The organism is Thiomonas sp. TH-17 (assembly GCF_057473305.1).
This window is the reverse complement of sequence record NZ_JBYCKI010000001.1, coordinates 1-15,087: the sequence shown is the minus strand read 5'-3', so window position 1 is coordinate 15,087 and position 15,087 is coordinate 1. Positions and strand designations below refer to the sequence as shown.

The following is a 15,087-nucleotide window of genomic DNA, read 5'->3' as shown; positions in this document are numbered from 1 at the left end:
TTCTCTGATTTGACGCACTGCAACTGACGGTGCGCGGATGCACGCCCCATGACCTGTCATCCCTCCTGGGATGCAATGCTGAGGGGCTTGGCATGGATGCATGGGTGCAAGAGCAGGTGCGCGAGGCTGCATATGCGGTGGGCAGTCATGCGACGGGCTGGGAGCCTCTGCTGACGGCCTGGTGCAAGGCGGCAGGCGCAGACTTCGCCACCTTTCAAATTTGGGACAAGGCCAGTGGCAGGCTGCTGAACCATGTTGCGGTGGGTGTGCGGCAGCCTGCACTGCAGCAAACTTACATCGACCATTTCCAGGCGTTTGATCCGCTGCTGCCCATTGGCCTGCAGCGTCAGGCCGGGGATTGGGTAGACAGCGCCGCCGATCTGCCCGCGCAGGCGTGGCGCAACAGCGCTTACTACGCTGAATTGATGCGACCACTGCGCATCGAGCAGACCGTGGCGCTTTGTCTGCGCAACGACGCGCGCTACATCGCCTCCATCAGTCTGCATCGCGACCGGCCGTCAGAAGCCAGTGCGTACAGGCAGACGCTCGATTCCCTGCGCCAAGTTCTGACCGATGCGTTCGAGCAGCGCCTGCGACAGACCGAGGCCGAGTGCAGCAAGCTCGACACCGTGCTGTCCTCCGACAGTGAGGGCTGGTTGCTGATCGATGCGGCGCTGCAAGTACGCCATGCCTCCGCCATGGTTCTGCACCTGCTGGACGGCGCACTGCTGGTGCAGGACGGCCGTCTGAAAACCTGCCACGCGCTCATGGCGCAGCGCCTTCAGGCAGCCGCGCAGGCGGTGCATCAAGGCAAGCCGCCGCAAACCCTGCACTGCGCCGCTGGAAGGGGGCGTGTGCTTCAGTTTCGACTGCAGCGCTCCCCACAGCATCTGGTGACCTTTGGCGAGACGCTGCTGCTTTTGCGAGTGCGGCAGCGCAATGCCGATCACCTGCCCGATACAGACGCACTGCGCGCGGTCTATGCGCTCACGGCGGCCGAAGCGAGGCTGGTGCGCGAACTCACTGCGGGCCACGACCTGGAGGACTGCGCCCTGCTGTTCGGTGTGTCGCGCAACACCCTGCGCAATCAGATGGCGAGCGTTTTCACCAAGATGGGCTGCAGCCGTCAGGCCGATGTCGTGCGGCTGGCCGGGCTACTGGCCTGATCTGCTCAGCTCTTGGGCGTGCGTCTACTCCACCCGGACCTCGGCGCTGAGTCGGCCATCGGGAAAGTAGGCGCGGTAGGCATCTCCATCCTTTTGCACTGTGAAGCAGGCCTCCTCGCCGCGGCGGATGTGCGTCCAGGCGGCGCAATAACCTGTGTCCGACAGACGCCAGCGGCCGCTGTCCTGCTTGTCGCCTACCATCAGCTGCGCTGTGCCATCGGGGTGCAGACGCAAGGTCAGCGCGACGCTGGCAGCCGTCTTGCCGACAAGAGTTTTTCCCACCCACTGTGCGGCAATCTGCTGTGGGGTGAGTATTTCGGCTGCGTCTGCCGGGACAACAAGCGCCAGCAGGGAAAGGGCCGCCGCCACTCTCCCGCTACTGCATGTCATCTGCCGGTAGATGGCCTGGAGCATGCTCTTGGCCGCCTTCAATTTGGCCGCCCCGGAACGGTGATGCCGAGTTGCGCGGCAATCGGTGCAAATGCGACGTCGTTCAAGCGCGTGGTCACTGTGGTCGACGGCTTGTCCTGAAATGCGAACCACACTTGCCCGCCGGTTTCTGCGTACACCCGTACTGAGGACTGGGCATCTGCCTGAGCGGGCAGGCCGCTGAAGGTCAGCAGCGGAGTCTGACCGTCTATGCCTGTGGTTCGGGCATAGCTGCCGCTGCCGATGACCTGGCAGCCCCCTGCCGTGCCGCCCGAGGGCCAACTCAGGTCGCAGAGTATCCAGCGCACGGTGTTGCCGACATCAATCTGCGCCCGCAACCGTTGCTGCGGAATCACGCAACTGGCTTGCCCTGCGGGGCAGCTATAGCTGGCATTGGCTTGCAGATTGCCCATGCTCAGGGTGTTGCCGCTGGTCAGCGTGGCCGAAACCGGGAAGGCCGCCAGCACGCCGTCCAGCGTGTTCAGCGCGGGGTTGGCATAGCCATCGCTTACCGTATTGCCCGGCCCGGTGAAGTAGTACACCGCCGTTCGCACCGTGGTAGATCGCAAGGTGCTCGCCTGCGCTCCATCAGGCAGAACGCCCGAGAGACTCACCGGCACGCCAGGTAGGGTCGGCGCGGTGTTCAGCGTGGCATCGTTCGCCAGCGCAATGGTCTCGGCCACGGTCTTGCCCTGCAGTGGAGTGACCTGGCGCAGATTGGCATAGGTGGCGCCCGCTGAGAAGCTGGTGGAGGGATTGCCCTGCGAGTTGGGGTTGGGCAGGCCCGGGCCAAGACTCACCCAGCCACTGCGGTCGAGGTAGCGCCGCGTGCCGTACAGGCTGTCCTGGCTCAGCGGATTGCCAGCAGACAACCCAGCGCGCACGTCGTAGAACACGCTCTGACCGTTGGCCGTGCCGGGGTAGAAGACCCGCACCACATAGTTGGCGGCATCGGTGTAGTCAAAGTGCCGAACGGTGTAAGGGTCTGCCGCCGTGGCAGAGGGCAGTGCAATAGTGGGCTGGGTACCGGCGAGCAGCAGTGAGATCACGCCGGGCGCATGCGCGGCAAGCAGCGCATTGTCCACGCCGGGACTCCCCGCCACATAGTTGCCATGCAGTGCGGCTGCATCCACTCCGAGTTGCGCGGCAACGGCAGATGTAGCTGCCCCTGCATTCGCCGCGCCTTGATCCAAACCGGCCTGCACCATATGGGTGAAGGGGCTGATGATGGCAGGCTTGTCGGTCGCGGTACGCAGCACGAACGGTGCAGTGAACGTTGTGCTGCCGTCGGTGGCTCCGGCGGGCACGCTGGCGATCCACTCCTTGCCGGCATTGAGTTGGTCGGCAGTGAGGCCGGAGATGCTGTAGTTGCCCTGCGCGTCGGTAGGTGCAGAAGCCGGTTCGCCGCCGTCGCATTGTTGGTTGGCGTTGAGATCTAGACAGACGGTGGCGCCTTGGATGGGGCCGTCGAGAACCACACCGCTGACGGTATTGGCCGAGGCGCTTGGTGACGACGAGCTGCCCCCGCCGCAGGCGGCGAGCGATAGCGTTAGCCCGCCGCACACGCTGCCCAGCATGGCAAGACTTAACGGCGACAGCTTGGTACGCGGGGCGTTGCAGGGATTCATGGCATTCCTCCAAAGGTTGTCATGAGTGTCGAGCGTAGGAATGCGGCAGGCGGCTGCCTATGGTGCGTTCGTACCAAGCCCTCCCCGCGTTTGCTGGGGAGGCTTGTTTCGGACAGGAGATCCGGCCGCCTGTGCGGCATGTTCTAAGCTTGGGCCTTCCTGTCTCTCACCTCACCATGCGCATCCTCGGCATCGACCCCGGACTCAACACCACCGGCTACGGCGTGATCGATGCCCATGGGCAACGTCTGGGCTATCAGGCCAGCGGCGCTATCCGTATCCCGAAGGGCACGCTGCCCGAGCGTCTGAAGACGCTGTTCGACGGCGTGAGCGAGGTGGCGCGGCAGGCGGGCGCCGAGGTCGCGGTGGTGGAGATCGTGTTCGTCAACGTCAACCCGCAGTCCACCCTGTTGCTGGGGCAGGCGCGCGGCGCGGCCATAGCCGCGCTGGTGGCGCAAGGGCTGCCGGTGGTCGAGTACACCGCGTTGCAACTTAAAAAATCCATCGTCGGCTACGGCCGCGCCAGCAAGTCGCAGATGCAGGAGATGGTGACGCGGCTGCTGGCCTTGCCGGGCCAGCCCGGACCGGACGCGGCCGATGCACTCGGGCTGGCGATCTGCCACGCGCATGCCCAGCGCGGCCTGGCGGCGCTGCATCAGGCGTCTTCTCCTGCGAATGTGGGCAGGGTCGACATGGCCAGTGGCAAGCTCAGCGCGGCGCAACTGCGCGGTATGCGGGTGCGCGGGGGGCGGCTGATCGGTTGACGGCGGCAGCTGAGTGCCCCCAGACCTGCCTCTGCGCGTCAGGCCCCCCGAGGGGGTGAGAAACACTTGGGGCGGCCCGGCGTGTTTCTCAGCAGGTGCGGATGCATCTGCTTACATGCCGCGCGCGGTTCTTGCTTGATGATTCGGGTTCGTTTTCAAGCCGGATCTTTCACAAGGAGAACCTGATGCCTTCATCGTTGCGATTGACTGGAATGTCTTTGGCGCTGTTTGCCGGTCTGGGGCTGTCGGCCCATGCGGCCCATGCGGCCGATCGGCGCGTGGTGCTTGGCGTGGCCGTGCCGCTGTCTGGCCCCCTGGCCGCCAGCGGGCAGGATGCGGTCAACGGGGTGCAAATGGCGCTGAACCAACTCAATGCCGAGCACGCCCGGATTGGCGGCAAGCCGGTGCGCTGGGCGATGGACGTCGAAGATGACCAGGGCCTGCCCACTCAAGCCACACTGGTGGCGCAGAAGCTGGTGGATGAGGGCGTGAGCGGTGTCGTCGGCCATCAGACCTCGGGCTGCACCTTTCCGGCCGCGCGCATTTACGCCCGGGCGGGCATTCCGCAGATCACGCCATCTTCCACCTCACCGAAGATCGCCGAGCAGGGCTACAAGACCTTCTTTCGCCTGATCGCCAACGACAACGCCCTGGGCGCCGGGCTGGCCGAGTATGCCCACGACACCTTGCATGTGCAGCGCGTGGCGGTGGTGGACGACCGTACCGCCTACGGCCAAGGACTGGCCGATGTGTTCTCGGCCAAGGCGAAGAAGCTCGGCATGGACGTGGTGGACCGCGAGTACACCGATGACAAATCCACTGATTTTTCCGCCATCCTCACCCGCATCAAGGCCGACCATCCGCAGGTGATCTTCTACGGCGGCATGTACAGCCAGGCTGGCCCGCTGGTGCGGCAGATGCGCCAGATCGGCATGACGGCACGCCTGCTGGGGGGCGACGGCATCTGCGCGCCCATCATGGCCAAGGTGGCTGGCGATGCGGTCAACGGCACGATTTGCGCCCAGGGCGGCGCGCCGCTCTCTGAGCTGCCCAAGGGCAAGGCCTGGAAGGCGCGTTACGACGCCGAGTTCGGTGCCGCCGCCTTCCAGCTCTATTCACCCAACGCCTATGACGCGGCCATGGTGCTGGCGCACGCGATGATGAAGGCGGGGTCGAGCGACCCGAAGGTCTATCTGCCGTATATCCGCCACATCGACTACGACGGCGTGACCGATAGCGATATTCATTTCACCGCAACGGGGGAACTGGCCGACCCCAGCATCACCCTGTCGGAGTTTGAGCACGGTGTGAAAGTGCCGCTGGCGGTGGAGCAGGTGAGATAACGATGCACGGTGTCTGCGACATCACGCAGCACAGGGGCTGTCGGCGGCTCGGGCTTTGAGTTCGGGTTCAGGCCTTCTGCTCAGCCTCCAGATAGGCCAGGCTGATGTACTTGCCGATGTTGTTGTCCCAACCGGCCGTGTCTTTGGCCTTGGACGCCACGCGTGGATCGGCCTTGGCCGCGGCGATGGCGGCTTCGGGGCCGGCCAAGTCGTGCGCCGCTTTCTGCGCATGTTCCCAGATGGCGGCAAACAGCTCGCGTTGCCAGACCATCACGGCCTGTCCCGCATGGCCGTGGCCGGGCAGCCAGTTGCTGCCGGGGATGTTCTGCGCCAGCTTGTCCATGTAGTGGAGCGAGCCGGGGTAGGAGCCGTCGTCCATATTGGCGATGCGGCGGTTCATCAACACGTCGCCCACATGGGTCATTTTGTCCTGTACCACTTCTATGCAGACATCCGAGGGGGTGTGGGCTGTGCCGTAGTGATGCGCGCGCAGGGTGACGTCGCCGAAGTCGAACACGTCGCCGTGCTTCACGTCGCGGTTGGGGGCGACGATGCGCGTGCCCGCGCTGGACTGGTTGGTCCACTTGAGCATGGCCTGCTGCCATTCGGTGCCGGTGGCGCCCGCGATCTGCTCGCGAGTCTGCGGCATGGCGTAGATCGGCAGATCCTGCCCGTAGGCGCTCACAAAAGCATCGTTGCCTAGCCAGTGATCGCCGTGATAGTGCGAATTGAACACCGCAATCACCGGCTTGTCGCTCACCTTGGGCAACTGCCGGATGACCATCTCGCCGATCTGCACCGAGGCGCCAGAGTCGAGGATGATCAAGCCTTTGGCGGTTTTCACCGCCGTGATATTGCTCATCATGCCCTGATTGCTCTCGGTGGGAAAGCCATCGGCGGCGTAGATCACATAGACATGATCGGAAATCTGGGTGAACGGCACATCGGGCACCTTGGGGCCGCGAATGAAGTCCACCGCGTCGGCGGCGAAGGCGGCAAGGTGCGGCGCGGCGGCGCCAGCGGCGGCCAGCCCGGCCGCGCTGAAACCCCAGCCCATCAGGCGGCGGCGCTGGGCGCTGAAGGCGGGGGAATGCGGGCGGAAGAAAGTCATGGCGGGCCTATACATTTGGATACAAATCCCTATTGTCCTCCTGAACCGCATTGGCGCAATGCCGGGGAATTCCCGGATTACTGCAGGAAAGCAGACTATTTCAGGAGTCGTACGACGCCCGCACCGCGACGGCTCAGGGCGGGGGTTGATCGGCGTGATCGCCCTGCAGCCAATCGAGGCCCAGCTCCCGGGCGACATCGACCAGGGCTGGCTGATCGATCTGATCGACCTGGTCGGCCACAGTGAGGCAGTCGAGCTGTTTGGCCAGTCGCACGATGGACGACAGAATGAGATGCGCCTTGGGCGCGGTGGCCGCGCGCTTCAGGTGCGCCGCGTGGATTTTGAGGAAGCGGATGGGTAGCTCGGTCCAGTGCGCCAGGGTGGGCAGGTCAGGGCCCGATTGTTTGAGTGCGAGCCGCGCTCCGGCGTCCAGCCAGGGCTGCAGCGCGGTGCATGCCGCATCGAGGTCGAGTTGCTGCGCACGAAAGTCGAGTTCGAGCACGATATGCCCCAGCAGCTGGTCTTGCGGGCTGTGTGCGGTGCGCTGGAGAAAGTCGTCGAGCAGGGCATGCATCAGGGTCGGTCGGCGCAACAGGTCGGCCGAGAGATTGATGAAGCAGTCGCCCTGCAACCGCCCTTGCAGACAGTCTTCCAGTACGAGCGGAATCACCTTTTCGTCCACCCAGTAGGCTCGGTGCATCTGCTGCAACGCCGGCATGAAGCGGGCGGCTTTCAGTGGGGTTCCGTCGGGCAGGCGCATGCGCGCAAATCCCTCCTGGCCAACTTGCGCACCCGTTGCCAGCGAGATGATGGGCTGGTAGATCAGATCGAGTCGACCCGCACGCAGCGCCTCCTGCGCCTGGCTCGCCAAATCGAGTACGCCTTCCCCTGTCATGCGTTCATGCCACACGCAGTTGCGCCCGGCCTGCTTGGCCTCGTAGAGCGAAAAATCGGCTCGCTGCAACATCTGTTCGAGCGTGTCGCCACGGTCGGGCGATGCGGCGCTCACCCCCGCGCTGATCGTCAGCGGAATGGGCTGACGTCCCTGCTTCAGTTCGAGTGCCTGCACCTCGGCGCGAATGCGCTCGGCTATCGCGATGGCCTGTTCGAGCGAGGTGTGCGGTAGCAGGCACAGGAACTCCTCGCCGCCCCAGCGGGCGAGATGATCGTCTGCCCTGAGTGCGCCCTGAATGGCGCGTGCGACTAGCCGCAGTGCTTCGTCACCTGCAGCATGGCCGTGTTGATCGTTGACCCGCTTGAAGTGGTCGAGATCGAGCAGAATGTTGCTGAACGTTGCCCCAGTACGCAGAAAGCTGGCGTGGGTGCGGCCCAATTCGTCGAGCATGCCGACGCGGTTGAGAGCCTGGGTGAGGGCGTCGTGCCGGGCCTGGTGGTGGAGTCTGGCCTGCAAGGCGCGCTGCTCGCGCACGTCGCGTAGCACGATGATGCAGCCCTCCTCTGCCTCACTGAGTGGAATCACCGTGAGATCGACATCTGACCAGTCGGCCTCGGTTGCATGCAACCGACACCGACCGTTCAGGGTGTGCAATTGCTGCTTGGCGCGGGCTTCGTCGACCACGGAGCGGATGTCGCCCGATTCCAGAGCGAGGACGGTTTCAATCGGCCGATCGAGTGCGTAGTCGATCAGCTTCAAGCCCAGCAGATCGGCCGCTGCGTGATTCAGAAATTCGATACGGCGCTGCGGGTCCAGCGTCAGCACGCCGTCCGACAAAGCCATCAGGGTGACCGCGGCCCGCTCGCGCTCATGCCGAATGGCGTTTTCCAGTGCAACGCGGTCAGAGATGTCGCGGATCGTGCCCACGCTGCCCAGAAAGGCGCCGTCGCCGTCGTACAGCACGCGCAGATCGACCTCGATCCAGACGAACGATCCGTCGCAGCGCAGCAGCCGTTTGGTGTGACGCGACGCGGATATTTCGCCGGATTCGAGCTGCTGCTTGCGCAGGCTGTTGGCAGGGCGGTCGTCGGGGTAGACGAAGTCGAGGATGTTGCGGCCCAGCGATTCCTCGACAGTAAAGCCCGTCAGTGTGGTCCAGGCCGGGCTCAGGTAAGACCAGAAGGTCTTGCCACGGGTGCGGAACACCACGTCCCGCAGACTGCCGATGAAATCGGCCGGCTCAGTATCGCGCTCGGCGCTCGTCTCGGGGGCGTGTGCCTGCATGATTTCGTTCCGGTATCAAGTCAGCAATATCGGGCTGCTTGCGAAACGGAACCGGCCGTTCGGCTCAGAACCCTTCGGTAGAGGTGAACAGCCCGACGCGCAGATCCTTGGCGGTGTAGATCTCACGGCCATCGACGAGCATGGCGCCGTCGCCGATGCCCATGACCAGGCGGCTGTTGATCACGCGCTTGAGGTCGATGCGGTACTGCACCAATTTGGCCGTGGGCAGCACCTGGCCGGTGAACTTCACCTCGCCCACACCCAGCGCGCGGCCGCGGCCCAGCCCGCCCATCCAGCCGAGGTAAAAGCCGACGAGCTGCCACATGGCGTCCAGCCCCAGGCAGCCGGGCATCACCGGATCGCCCTGAAAGTGCACGCCGAAGAACCACAGGTCGGGGTGGATGTCGAGTTCGGCCTCGATTACCCCCTTGCCATAGGTGCCACCCTCGTCGGCGATGCGGGTGATGCGGTCCATCATCAGCATTTCGCGCAGCGGGAGCTGGGCGTTGCCGGGGCCGAACAGGCGGCCCTCGCCACAGGTGATGAGGTCTTCTTTGCTGTAGGAGGAAGGTCGGGTCATGGAAGGTCGTCGCAGAACAATCCGCGAATGTTAGCGGTTGCGGCTGCTACAGTTTCGCCCATGATCGGACGACTGCACGGCACCCTGCTCGACAAATCCCCTCCGCAGCTTCTGCTCGACGTGGGCGGCGTGGGCTACGAGGTGGACGTGCCGATGAGCACGCTGTACGACCTTCCCGTCGTGGGGCAGACCGTCACCCTGCTCATCCACACCGTCATCCGCGAAGACGCGCATCTGCTCTACGGCTTCGCCACCGCGGCCGAGCGCGGTACGTTTCGCGAGTTGCTCAAGATCAGCGGCATTGGTCCGCGCATTGCGCTGGCCGTGCTCTCCGGTCTGAGCGTGAGCGAGATTGCCCAAGCCGTCACTCAGCAGGACACCGTTCGCTTCACCCGCGTGCCGGGCATCGGCAAAAAGACCGCCGAACGCCTGCTGCTCGAACTCAAGGGCAAGCTCGGCGCCGATCTGGGCGGCGGCGCATCAACCGCGGCTGCGGGCAGCGCTTCCGATGTGCTGCAGGCCCTCATCGCGCTGGGCTATTCCGAGCGCGAAGCAGCGGCCGCCGCCAAGGCGCTGCCGGAAGGCTGCAGTGTGGATGACGGCATCCGCCAGGCGCTGAAAAGCCTCGCCCGCTGAACTAGCCTCACGCTTCGACTTGGGCGCGGCTCAGGCGCAAATCGGGCGCAAATCGGTTGTCCGGTTGCGACAAAACGTTATCCATCCGTATGGTTTGAAACCAGATGTTGCCCTGAGGAACTTGGTCACGGAACCGACATTTGCGCTCTCAAGAATCACGGTCGTTGCGTGAAGCACGGGCTGCAATCAGCCCCCACGCGATCCATCGTTCACATTCTTCAGGGAGTTTCACCATGTTGCGCCAAACCCTTCTGGCCTCGGCGGTTGCCGTGGCCGCCATCACGCTGGCCGCCTGCGGCGGCGGCTCCGATGCTGTGGCCACCGTGCCCGGCACCAGCTACACCGCGGCCCGCGCGCTCGCCACGGCCACGCCGATCAAGCACGTGGTCGTGCTGTATCAGGAAAACGTGTCGTTCGACCACTACTACGCCACCTACCCGAACGCGACCAATCCCCCGGGTGAGCCCGCGTTCACCGCCAAGGCGGGCACGCCAGCGATCAACAATCTGGTCACCGCCAAACTGATGACCGGCAACCCCAACTTCACCAACACCGCCAACGGCACCGATGCCGCCGAGCCCTACCGCCTCGACCGCACCCAGGCCGCCACGGCCGACCAGAACCACGCCTATACCGCCGAGCAGCAGGCTTACGACGGCGGCAAGGCCGACCTGTTCCCCAAATACACCGGCAAGGCGACGACGGGTGGCGTGGGCGCCTTCGGTACCAAGGGCCAGGTCATGGGCTATTACGACGGCAACACCGTCACCGCGCTGTGGAACTACGCGCAGAACTTCGCCCTGAGTGACGACGCCTATACCGACACCTACGGCCCGTCCACGCCCGGCGCGCTCGAAGCGGTGAGCGGCCAGACCAACGGCATGATCATCGGCGCCACCAGCAAGAAGCCGTTCACCATGGCGACCTACTCGTACTACATCAACGATGGTCAGGGCGGCTACACCATGATCAACGACGTCGATCCTGCGGGCGACATCTGCTCCAGCACCACCGATCAAGTGTCCATGTCGGGCAAGAACATCGGCGATCTGCTCAACGGCAAGAACATTTCCTGGGGCGGTTTCATGGGCGGGTTCAACCTCAGCGTGACCAATCCCAACGGCACCACCGGCTGCAAGCGCAGCACCTTCTCGCCGGTGGTCAACTCCACTGTGGGCGACTACATCCAGCACCACAACTGGTTCCAGTACTACAAGAGCACGGCCAACCCCACGCACGCCCGCCCGAGCTCGACCCTGGCCATCGGCCACACTCTGGAAACCGACAACAAGACCGCCGATCCGGCCAACCACGAATACGGCCTGCAGGACTTCTTCGCCGCCGTGAAGGCCGGCAATATGCCCGCGGTGGCCTATCTGAAGGCACCGGCCTTCGAGGACGGCCATGCCGGCTATTCCGATCCGCTGGACGAGCAGGCCTTCGTGTCGCAGGTCGTCAACTTCCTGGAGCAGCAGCCGCAATGGAGCAGCACCGCAGTGATCGTCACCTGGGACGATTCCGATGGCTGGTATGACCATGCGTTTGCCAACACCACCAATCCCTCGGCCGATAGCCAAGCTGACCAGCTCGATGGGGCAGGCGTGTGCGGCAAGGGCACGCCGATGAATGGCGTGAACGGCAAGCCGGTCAATGGCCGCTGCGGTCCGGGCACGCGCATTCCCTTCCTGGTGATCTCGCCCTGGGCCAAGACCAACTATGTGAGCAACACGCCCATCAGCCAGGCGTCCATCGTGAAGTTCATCGAGGACAACTGGCTGGGCGGCGAGCGTTTGGGCGGCGGATCGTTTGATGCCACGGCAGGCTCGATCAACAACCTGTTCGACTTCAGCAAGTCGGCGGGCAGCGCGCCCAAGGTGTTCGTCGATCCGGCGCAGGGCACGGTGCTGAGCGCCCCTCCCGCTGGCAGCCTGACGCCGCAGTTCAACGCCTCGCTGTTCACCAAGCAAAGCTGATCGGCTGAACAGGCCTTAGCTGCAGACCGCCCTGCTCGGGGCGGTCTTTTCCCGTGGCAGCCTCTGGGTGCGCCACCGGAAAAGATGCGAAATCTGCCGAAAACCGCCATGACAACCTCTACGCCGACCCCTAACGCTTTAGGTGTTTCGCCCACGCAAGCCGCGCCAGGCGCTTTGCGCCGTGTCCACTGGGGGCGCCGCATCGCTGCCGGAGCTGCCATCCTGCTCGGGTGTGGGGTCGCAGGCCTGGCCTGGGGTATGCACGAGCAGCCCGCTATCGCGCCTATCGAGTGGCTCACGCATCCGGTGGACAGCGTGACCTTTGCGCTGGGCGGTAATCCGCATCCGGTGCAGCTGGTGCTGCCGCAGCAGCAGCCCCTGTCGGCGGTGGCGCTGCTGGGGCGTCAGCTATTTTTTGATACGGCGCTATCGGGCTCCGGCAAGCAGTCTTGCGCGTCCTGTCACGACCCGTCCAATGGCTACAACCCGCCGCCGGGCAGCGGGCCGGTGATGCTGGGCGGGCCGAATATGACTTCACATGGCTTTCGCCCGCCGCCGTCGCTGGCCTATCTCTACCGGCAGCAGCCGTTCTCCATCGGCCCCGACAACGAGGAGAACGAAACCATCACCCTGCAGCAGCTCGCAGCCCTGGGGCAGGCCAGCCAGCGGGCGAAGAAGACCGCGCAGAGCACGGCGCAGGCCGCGCAAAATCTGGTGCCCACCGGCGGGTTGTTCTGGGACGGGCGGGTGAACACCCTGCAGCAGCAGGCAGACGGCCCGATGTTCAACCCGGTGGAGATGGACGCGGGCACGCCGCAGCGGGTGGCCGCCATCATCGAGCGCCAGCCTTATGCCAAGGTGTTTCTGCAGCTCTTCGGCCCCAATGTGTTTGAAGACCCGAAGCAGACGGTTTCCGAGGCGCTGTTCGCTATCGCCCGTTACCAGATCGAAGACCCGAAATTTCACGCTTTCAACAGCAAATATGACGCCTGGCTGCAGGGCAAGGCGAGCCTGACTCCGCAGGAGATGCGTGGTTATCTGGCTTTCAACGATGTGAAAAAGGCCGATTGCGCTGCCTGCCATCTCGATCAGCCGACCAAGGACCATCTGCCGCCGCTATTCACCGACACACAGTACGAGGCGCTGGGCGTGCCGCGCAATCCGTACATTCCGGCGAACCAGAATCCGCACTATTTCGATATCGGTCTGTGCGGCCCCTTCCGCACCGACCTGAAAAACCAGCCGCAGTATTGCGGCATGTTCCTCACCCCCACGCTGCGCAACGTGGCGCAGCGGCCGGTGTACTTCCACAACGGCGTCTATCACTCGCTCAAGCAGGTGCTGGATTTCTACAATTTCCGCGACGTGCAGCCGGGCAAGATCTATCCCACCGTGGACGGCCAGGTGCAGAAGTACGACGATCTGCCGCCGCAGTACCGCGCCAATGTGGACGTGACCGATCCGCCGCTCAACCGCAAGCTGGGCGAGAAGCCCGCGATGACCGCGCAGGACATGCGCGACATCATCGCCTTCCTGCACACCCTCAACGACGGCTACTCGCCGCTCAAGCCGACTTCGTAAGACGCGGCTTCAAGCGGCGAGGGCTGGCGGGTTCAACCGCTCGCACAGACTGGCGAACAATTGCCGCAGGTCGAGCCTGGCGCCGCCATGCAGGTGCGAGCGCAAGGCGCCCTCGGGCGACACCCAGTGCAGGGTGCCCATGCGGCGGATGGCGTAGCCACGCTGATGCACGCCTTGCACGATGGCCCATTCGCTGCCCGCCTGCTCATGCAACAGCACGCGACCGAGTGCGGCCGAAACGGCGTGCAGCGCCTCGGGCGTGAGCGCGGCCGGGGAAGCTTGGGCGATGACTTCCTGGAGCAGAGGCAAATCTTGCAAAGTGCCGCTGAGCACATCGCCGCGGCCCTGGGCGAGCAGCAGCGCGTCGGCTTGCTGCAGCCATTGCGCGAGCTGCTGCGTATCGGACGGTTCAAGATGGAACAGACGCATCACGGTCTCCTGTCAACCCGCTTTGGGCATGCAGCAGCTTTTACGCCCAATGAGATGACAAATCATGTGCTTCCGAGTGAGGAGTGGGGTTTTTGTGCGCCGCAACTTTGCGTCTAGGTGCTCAGCGTCTGCAGGACAATCTGCGCATGTCTTCCCACGCCACCGCCCCGCGGTCTGAATCGGCCCGCATGCACATCGCCCCGGATTTCGCGGGGATGGAGCTGCTGACGGCGCGGTTCTGGTCGCATGTCTACACGCCTCATGTGCACGACACCTTCGCCATCGCAGTCATCGAACACGGTGTGGAGCACTTTCGCTGTGGCAGGGCAAGCCATGACGCACCGGCCGGTACCGTGGCCGTGGTGCCACCGGGTGAAGTGCATGACGGCCAGCGGGGCTGCGACGCGGGTTGGAGCTACCGGGTGTTCTACCCGCAGCCCGAATTGCTGGGTGCCTTGATGGCCGAGCTGCGCGACGGCGATGCGCGTCTGCCGGTGTTCGATCGGGTGGTGTTCGATGACCCGGCGTTGTTCCGTGCTTTGCAGGGCTTGCACGCCGCGCTGATCGCTTCCAGCGACCCGTTGCTTCGCAGCTGCGCCTGGCGCGAGGCCATGACGCCGCTGTTGCGCCACGCCGGGGTGGTCGAGTCCGTGACGGGACGCGAGGATGCAGCCGTGCGTCGAGCGCAGGAGCTGCTGCGTGCCGACACCGACGCGACGCTGACCCTCGACGACCTCGCGCGCGAAGTAGGCCTGAGCCCCTGGCACCTCAATCGCGTGTTTTCGCGGACCGTCGGGCTGCCGCCCCATGCCTGGCGCAACCAGTGGCGGCTGGCGCAGGCCAAGCGCCTGCTGCGCGGCGGGATGGCCCCGGCCGAGGTGGCGGCGAGTCTGGGCTTTGCCGACCAGTCGCATCTGCATCGGCTGTTCAAACGCGCGTTCGGGGTCACGCCAAGCGGCTACGCCCCGCGCAAGAACGTTCAAGACGAGGCGCTGCCATGCGGGTAATCTGCTCGCATGAATGCCATGCCATCTTGCCCGGATCGCCAGGCCGCGGGCCGGGCGACCGAACTGCGCCACGGCGCGCGTGACACCCTGCCGCTGCTCCTGGGCGCAGCGCCCTTCGGCCTGATTTTCGGTGCGCTGGCCTCGGCCAGCCCACTGGGCATGGCCGGGGCGCTGGCCATGTCGGCGCTGGTGTTTGCCGGGTCGGCGCAATTCATCGCCCTGAGCCTGCTGGGCAGTGGCGCCAGCGCGCTGGTCGTGGTG

The 15,087-nt window shown here is 64.8% G+C and carries 14 protein-coding genes; 8 read left to right on the top strand and 6 right to left on the bottom strand.

Going from position 1 to position 15,087, the window contains the following annotated elements; genetic code table 11:
• The first annotated feature begins 92 nt into the window (after positions 1–92).
• Positions 93–1,166, top strand: a complete 1,074-nt coding sequence (locus tag AC2VLV_RS00070) for a helix-turn-helix transcriptional regulator (RefSeq protein ID WP_486988051.1) — start codon at positions 93–95, stop codon at positions 1,164–1,166.
• Between the two features lie 24 nt (positions 1,167–1,190).
• On the opposite strand, the gene AC2VLV_RS00065 is transcribed toward AC2VLV_RS00070, so the two are convergent.
• Positions 1,191–1,580 (bottom strand): hypothetical protein, encoded by a 390-nt coding sequence (locus tag AC2VLV_RS00065; protein ID WP_486988050.1) that lies wholly within the window; start codon positions 1,578–1,580, stop codon positions 1,191–1,193.
• Positions 1,581–1,594: 14 nt separating this feature from the next.
• Positions 1,595–3,223, bottom strand: a complete 1,629-nt coding sequence (locus AC2VLV_RS00060) for a hypothetical protein (RefSeq protein ID WP_486988049.1) — start codon at positions 3,221–3,223, stop codon at positions 1,595–1,597.
• A 176-nt stretch (positions 3,224–3,399) separates the two neighbouring features.
• Between AC2VLV_RS00060 and ruvC the strand changes: the two genes are divergently transcribed.
• Together ruvC and AC2VLV_RS00050 are read left to right on the top strand one after the other, a co-directional pair.
• The gene (gene ruvC, locus AC2VLV_RS00055; RefSeq protein WP_486988048.1) at positions 3,400–3,987 is read left to right on the top strand and encodes a crossover junction endodeoxyribonuclease RuvC; all 588 of its coding nucleotides are present in this window, start codon (positions 3,400–3,402) and stop codon (positions 3,985–3,987) included.
• Positions 3,988–4,172: 185 nt separating this feature from the next.
• Positions 4,173–5,330 carry a branched-chain amino acid ABC transporter substrate-binding protein gene (locus AC2VLV_RS00050; protein WP_486988047.1) on the top strand — a complete coding sequence of 386 codons (1,158 nt, stop codon included), beginning with the start codon at positions 4,173–4,175 and terminating at the stop codon, positions 5,328–5,330.
• A 67-nt stretch (positions 5,331–5,397) separates the two neighbouring features.
• Here the strand turns inward: AC2VLV_RS00050 and AC2VLV_RS00045 are convergent, their stop codons facing one another.
• From AC2VLV_RS00045 to fabA, 3 genes are all read right to left on the bottom strand, one after another.
• Positions 5,398–6,441: an MBL fold metallo-hydrolase gene (locus AC2VLV_RS00045; protein WP_486988046.1), complete on the bottom strand. Its 1,044-nt coding sequence runs from the start codon at positions 6,439–6,441 to the stop codon at positions 5,398–5,400.
• 133 nt (positions 6,442–6,574) lie between these two features.
• Entirely contained in the window at positions 6,575–8,620 is a 2,046-nt protein-coding gene (locus tag AC2VLV_RS00040) for a diguanylate cyclase domain-containing protein (protein ID WP_486988045.1), read from the bottom strand.
• Between the two features lie 64 nt (positions 8,621–8,684).
• The gene (gene fabA / locus AC2VLV_RS00035; protein WP_486988044.1) at positions 8,685–9,200 is read right to left on the bottom strand and encodes a 3-hydroxyacyl-[acyl-carrier-protein] dehydratase FabA; all 516 of its coding nucleotides are present in this window, start codon (positions 9,198–9,200) and stop codon (positions 8,685–8,687) included.
• A 60-nt stretch (positions 9,201–9,260) separates the two neighbouring features.
• On the opposite strand from fabA, the gene ruvA reads away from it, so the two are divergent.
• The 3 genes from ruvA to AC2VLV_RS00020 all read left to right on the top strand — a co-directional run bounded on the left by ruvA (position 9,261) and on the right by AC2VLV_RS00020 (position 13,390).
• Positions 9,261–9,836, top strand: coding sequence for a Holliday junction branch migration protein RuvA (gene ruvA / locus AC2VLV_RS00030; RefSeq protein WP_486988043.1), 576 nt, complete (start codon positions 9,261–9,263; stop codon positions 9,834–9,836).
• Positions 9,837–10,069: 233 nt separating this feature from the next.
• Complete coding sequence (locus tag AC2VLV_RS00025; protein ID WP_486988042.1) at positions 10,070–11,809, top strand: phospholipase C; 1,740 nt, start codon at positions 10,070–10,072, stop codon at positions 11,807–11,809.
• A 108-nt stretch (positions 11,810–11,917) separates the two neighbouring features.
• Positions 11,918–13,390 carry a cytochrome-c peroxidase gene (locus AC2VLV_RS00020; RefSeq protein ID WP_486988041.1) on the top strand — a complete coding sequence of 491 codons (1,473 nt, stop codon included), beginning with the start codon at positions 11,918–11,920 and terminating at the stop codon, positions 13,388–13,390.
• Between the two features lie 9 nt (positions 13,391–13,399).
• On the opposite strand, the gene AC2VLV_RS00015 is transcribed toward AC2VLV_RS00020, so the two are convergent.
• The gene (locus tag AC2VLV_RS00015) at positions 13,400–13,819 is read right to left on the bottom strand and encodes a DUF3806 domain-containing protein (protein WP_486988040.1); all 420 of its coding nucleotides are present in this window, start codon (positions 13,817–13,819) and stop codon (positions 13,400–13,402) included.
• A gap of 146 nt (positions 13,820–13,965) precedes the next feature.
• On the opposite strand from AC2VLV_RS00015, the gene AC2VLV_RS00010 reads away from it, so the two are divergent.
• Positions 13,966–14,826: a helix-turn-helix domain-containing protein gene (locus AC2VLV_RS00010; protein WP_486988039.1), complete on the top strand. Its 861-nt coding sequence runs from the start codon at positions 13,966–13,968 to the stop codon at positions 14,824–14,826.
• 18 nt (positions 14,827–14,844) lie between these two features.
• Positions 14,845–15,087: AzlC family ABC transporter permease (locus AC2VLV_RS00005; protein WP_486988038.1), on the top strand; the 243-nt coding region annotated here is incomplete at its 3' end.

Excerpts from the sequence above, each read along its gene's own strand:
- AC2VLV_RS00070 (WP_486988051.1), top strand. The coding sequence starts at position 93 with ATGGATGCATGGGTGCAAGAGCAGGTGCGCGAGGCTGCATATGCGGTG.
- AC2VLV_RS00065 (WP_486988050.1), bottom strand. The coding sequence starts at position 1,580 with ATGCTCCAGGCCATCTACCGGCAGATGACATGCAGTAGCGGGAGAGTG.
- AC2VLV_RS00060 (WP_486988049.1), bottom strand. The coding sequence starts at position 3,223 with ATGAATCCCTGCAACGCCCCGCGTACCAAGCTGTCGCCGTTAAGTCTT.
- ruvC (WP_486988048.1), top strand. The coding sequence starts at position 3,400 with ATGCGCATCCTCGGCATCGACCCCGGACTCAACACCACCGGCTACGGC.
- AC2VLV_RS00050 (WP_486988047.1), top strand. The coding sequence starts at position 4,173 with ATGCCTTCATCGTTGCGATTGACTGGAATGTCTTTGGCGCTGTTTGCC.
- AC2VLV_RS00045 (WP_486988046.1), bottom strand. The coding sequence starts at position 6,441 with ATGACTTTCTTCCGCCCGCATTCCCCCGCCTTCAGCGCCCAGCGCCGC.
- AC2VLV_RS00040 (WP_486988045.1), bottom strand. The coding sequence starts at position 8,620 with ATGCAGGCACACGCCCCCGAGACGAGCGCCGAGCGCGATACTGAGCCG.
- fabA (WP_486988044.1), bottom strand. The coding sequence starts at position 9,200 with ATGACCCGACCTTCCTCCTACAGCAAAGAAGACCTCATCACCTGTGGC.
- ruvA (WP_486988043.1), top strand. The coding sequence starts at position 9,261 with ATGATCGGACGACTGCACGGCACCCTGCTCGACAAATCCCCTCCGCAG.
- AC2VLV_RS00025 (WP_486988042.1), top strand. The coding sequence starts at position 10,070 with ATGTTGCGCCAAACCCTTCTGGCCTCGGCGGTTGCCGTGGCCGCCATC.
- AC2VLV_RS00020 (WP_486988041.1), top strand. The coding sequence starts at position 11,918 with ATGACAACCTCTACGCCGACCCCTAACGCTTTAGGTGTTTCGCCCACG.
- AC2VLV_RS00015 (WP_486988040.1), bottom strand. The coding sequence starts at position 13,819 with ATGCGTCTGTTCCATCTTGAACCGTCCGATACGCAGCAGCTCGCGCAA.
- AC2VLV_RS00010 (WP_486988039.1), top strand. The coding sequence starts at position 13,966 with ATGTCTTCCCACGCCACCGCCCCGCGGTCTGAATCGGCCCGCATGCAC.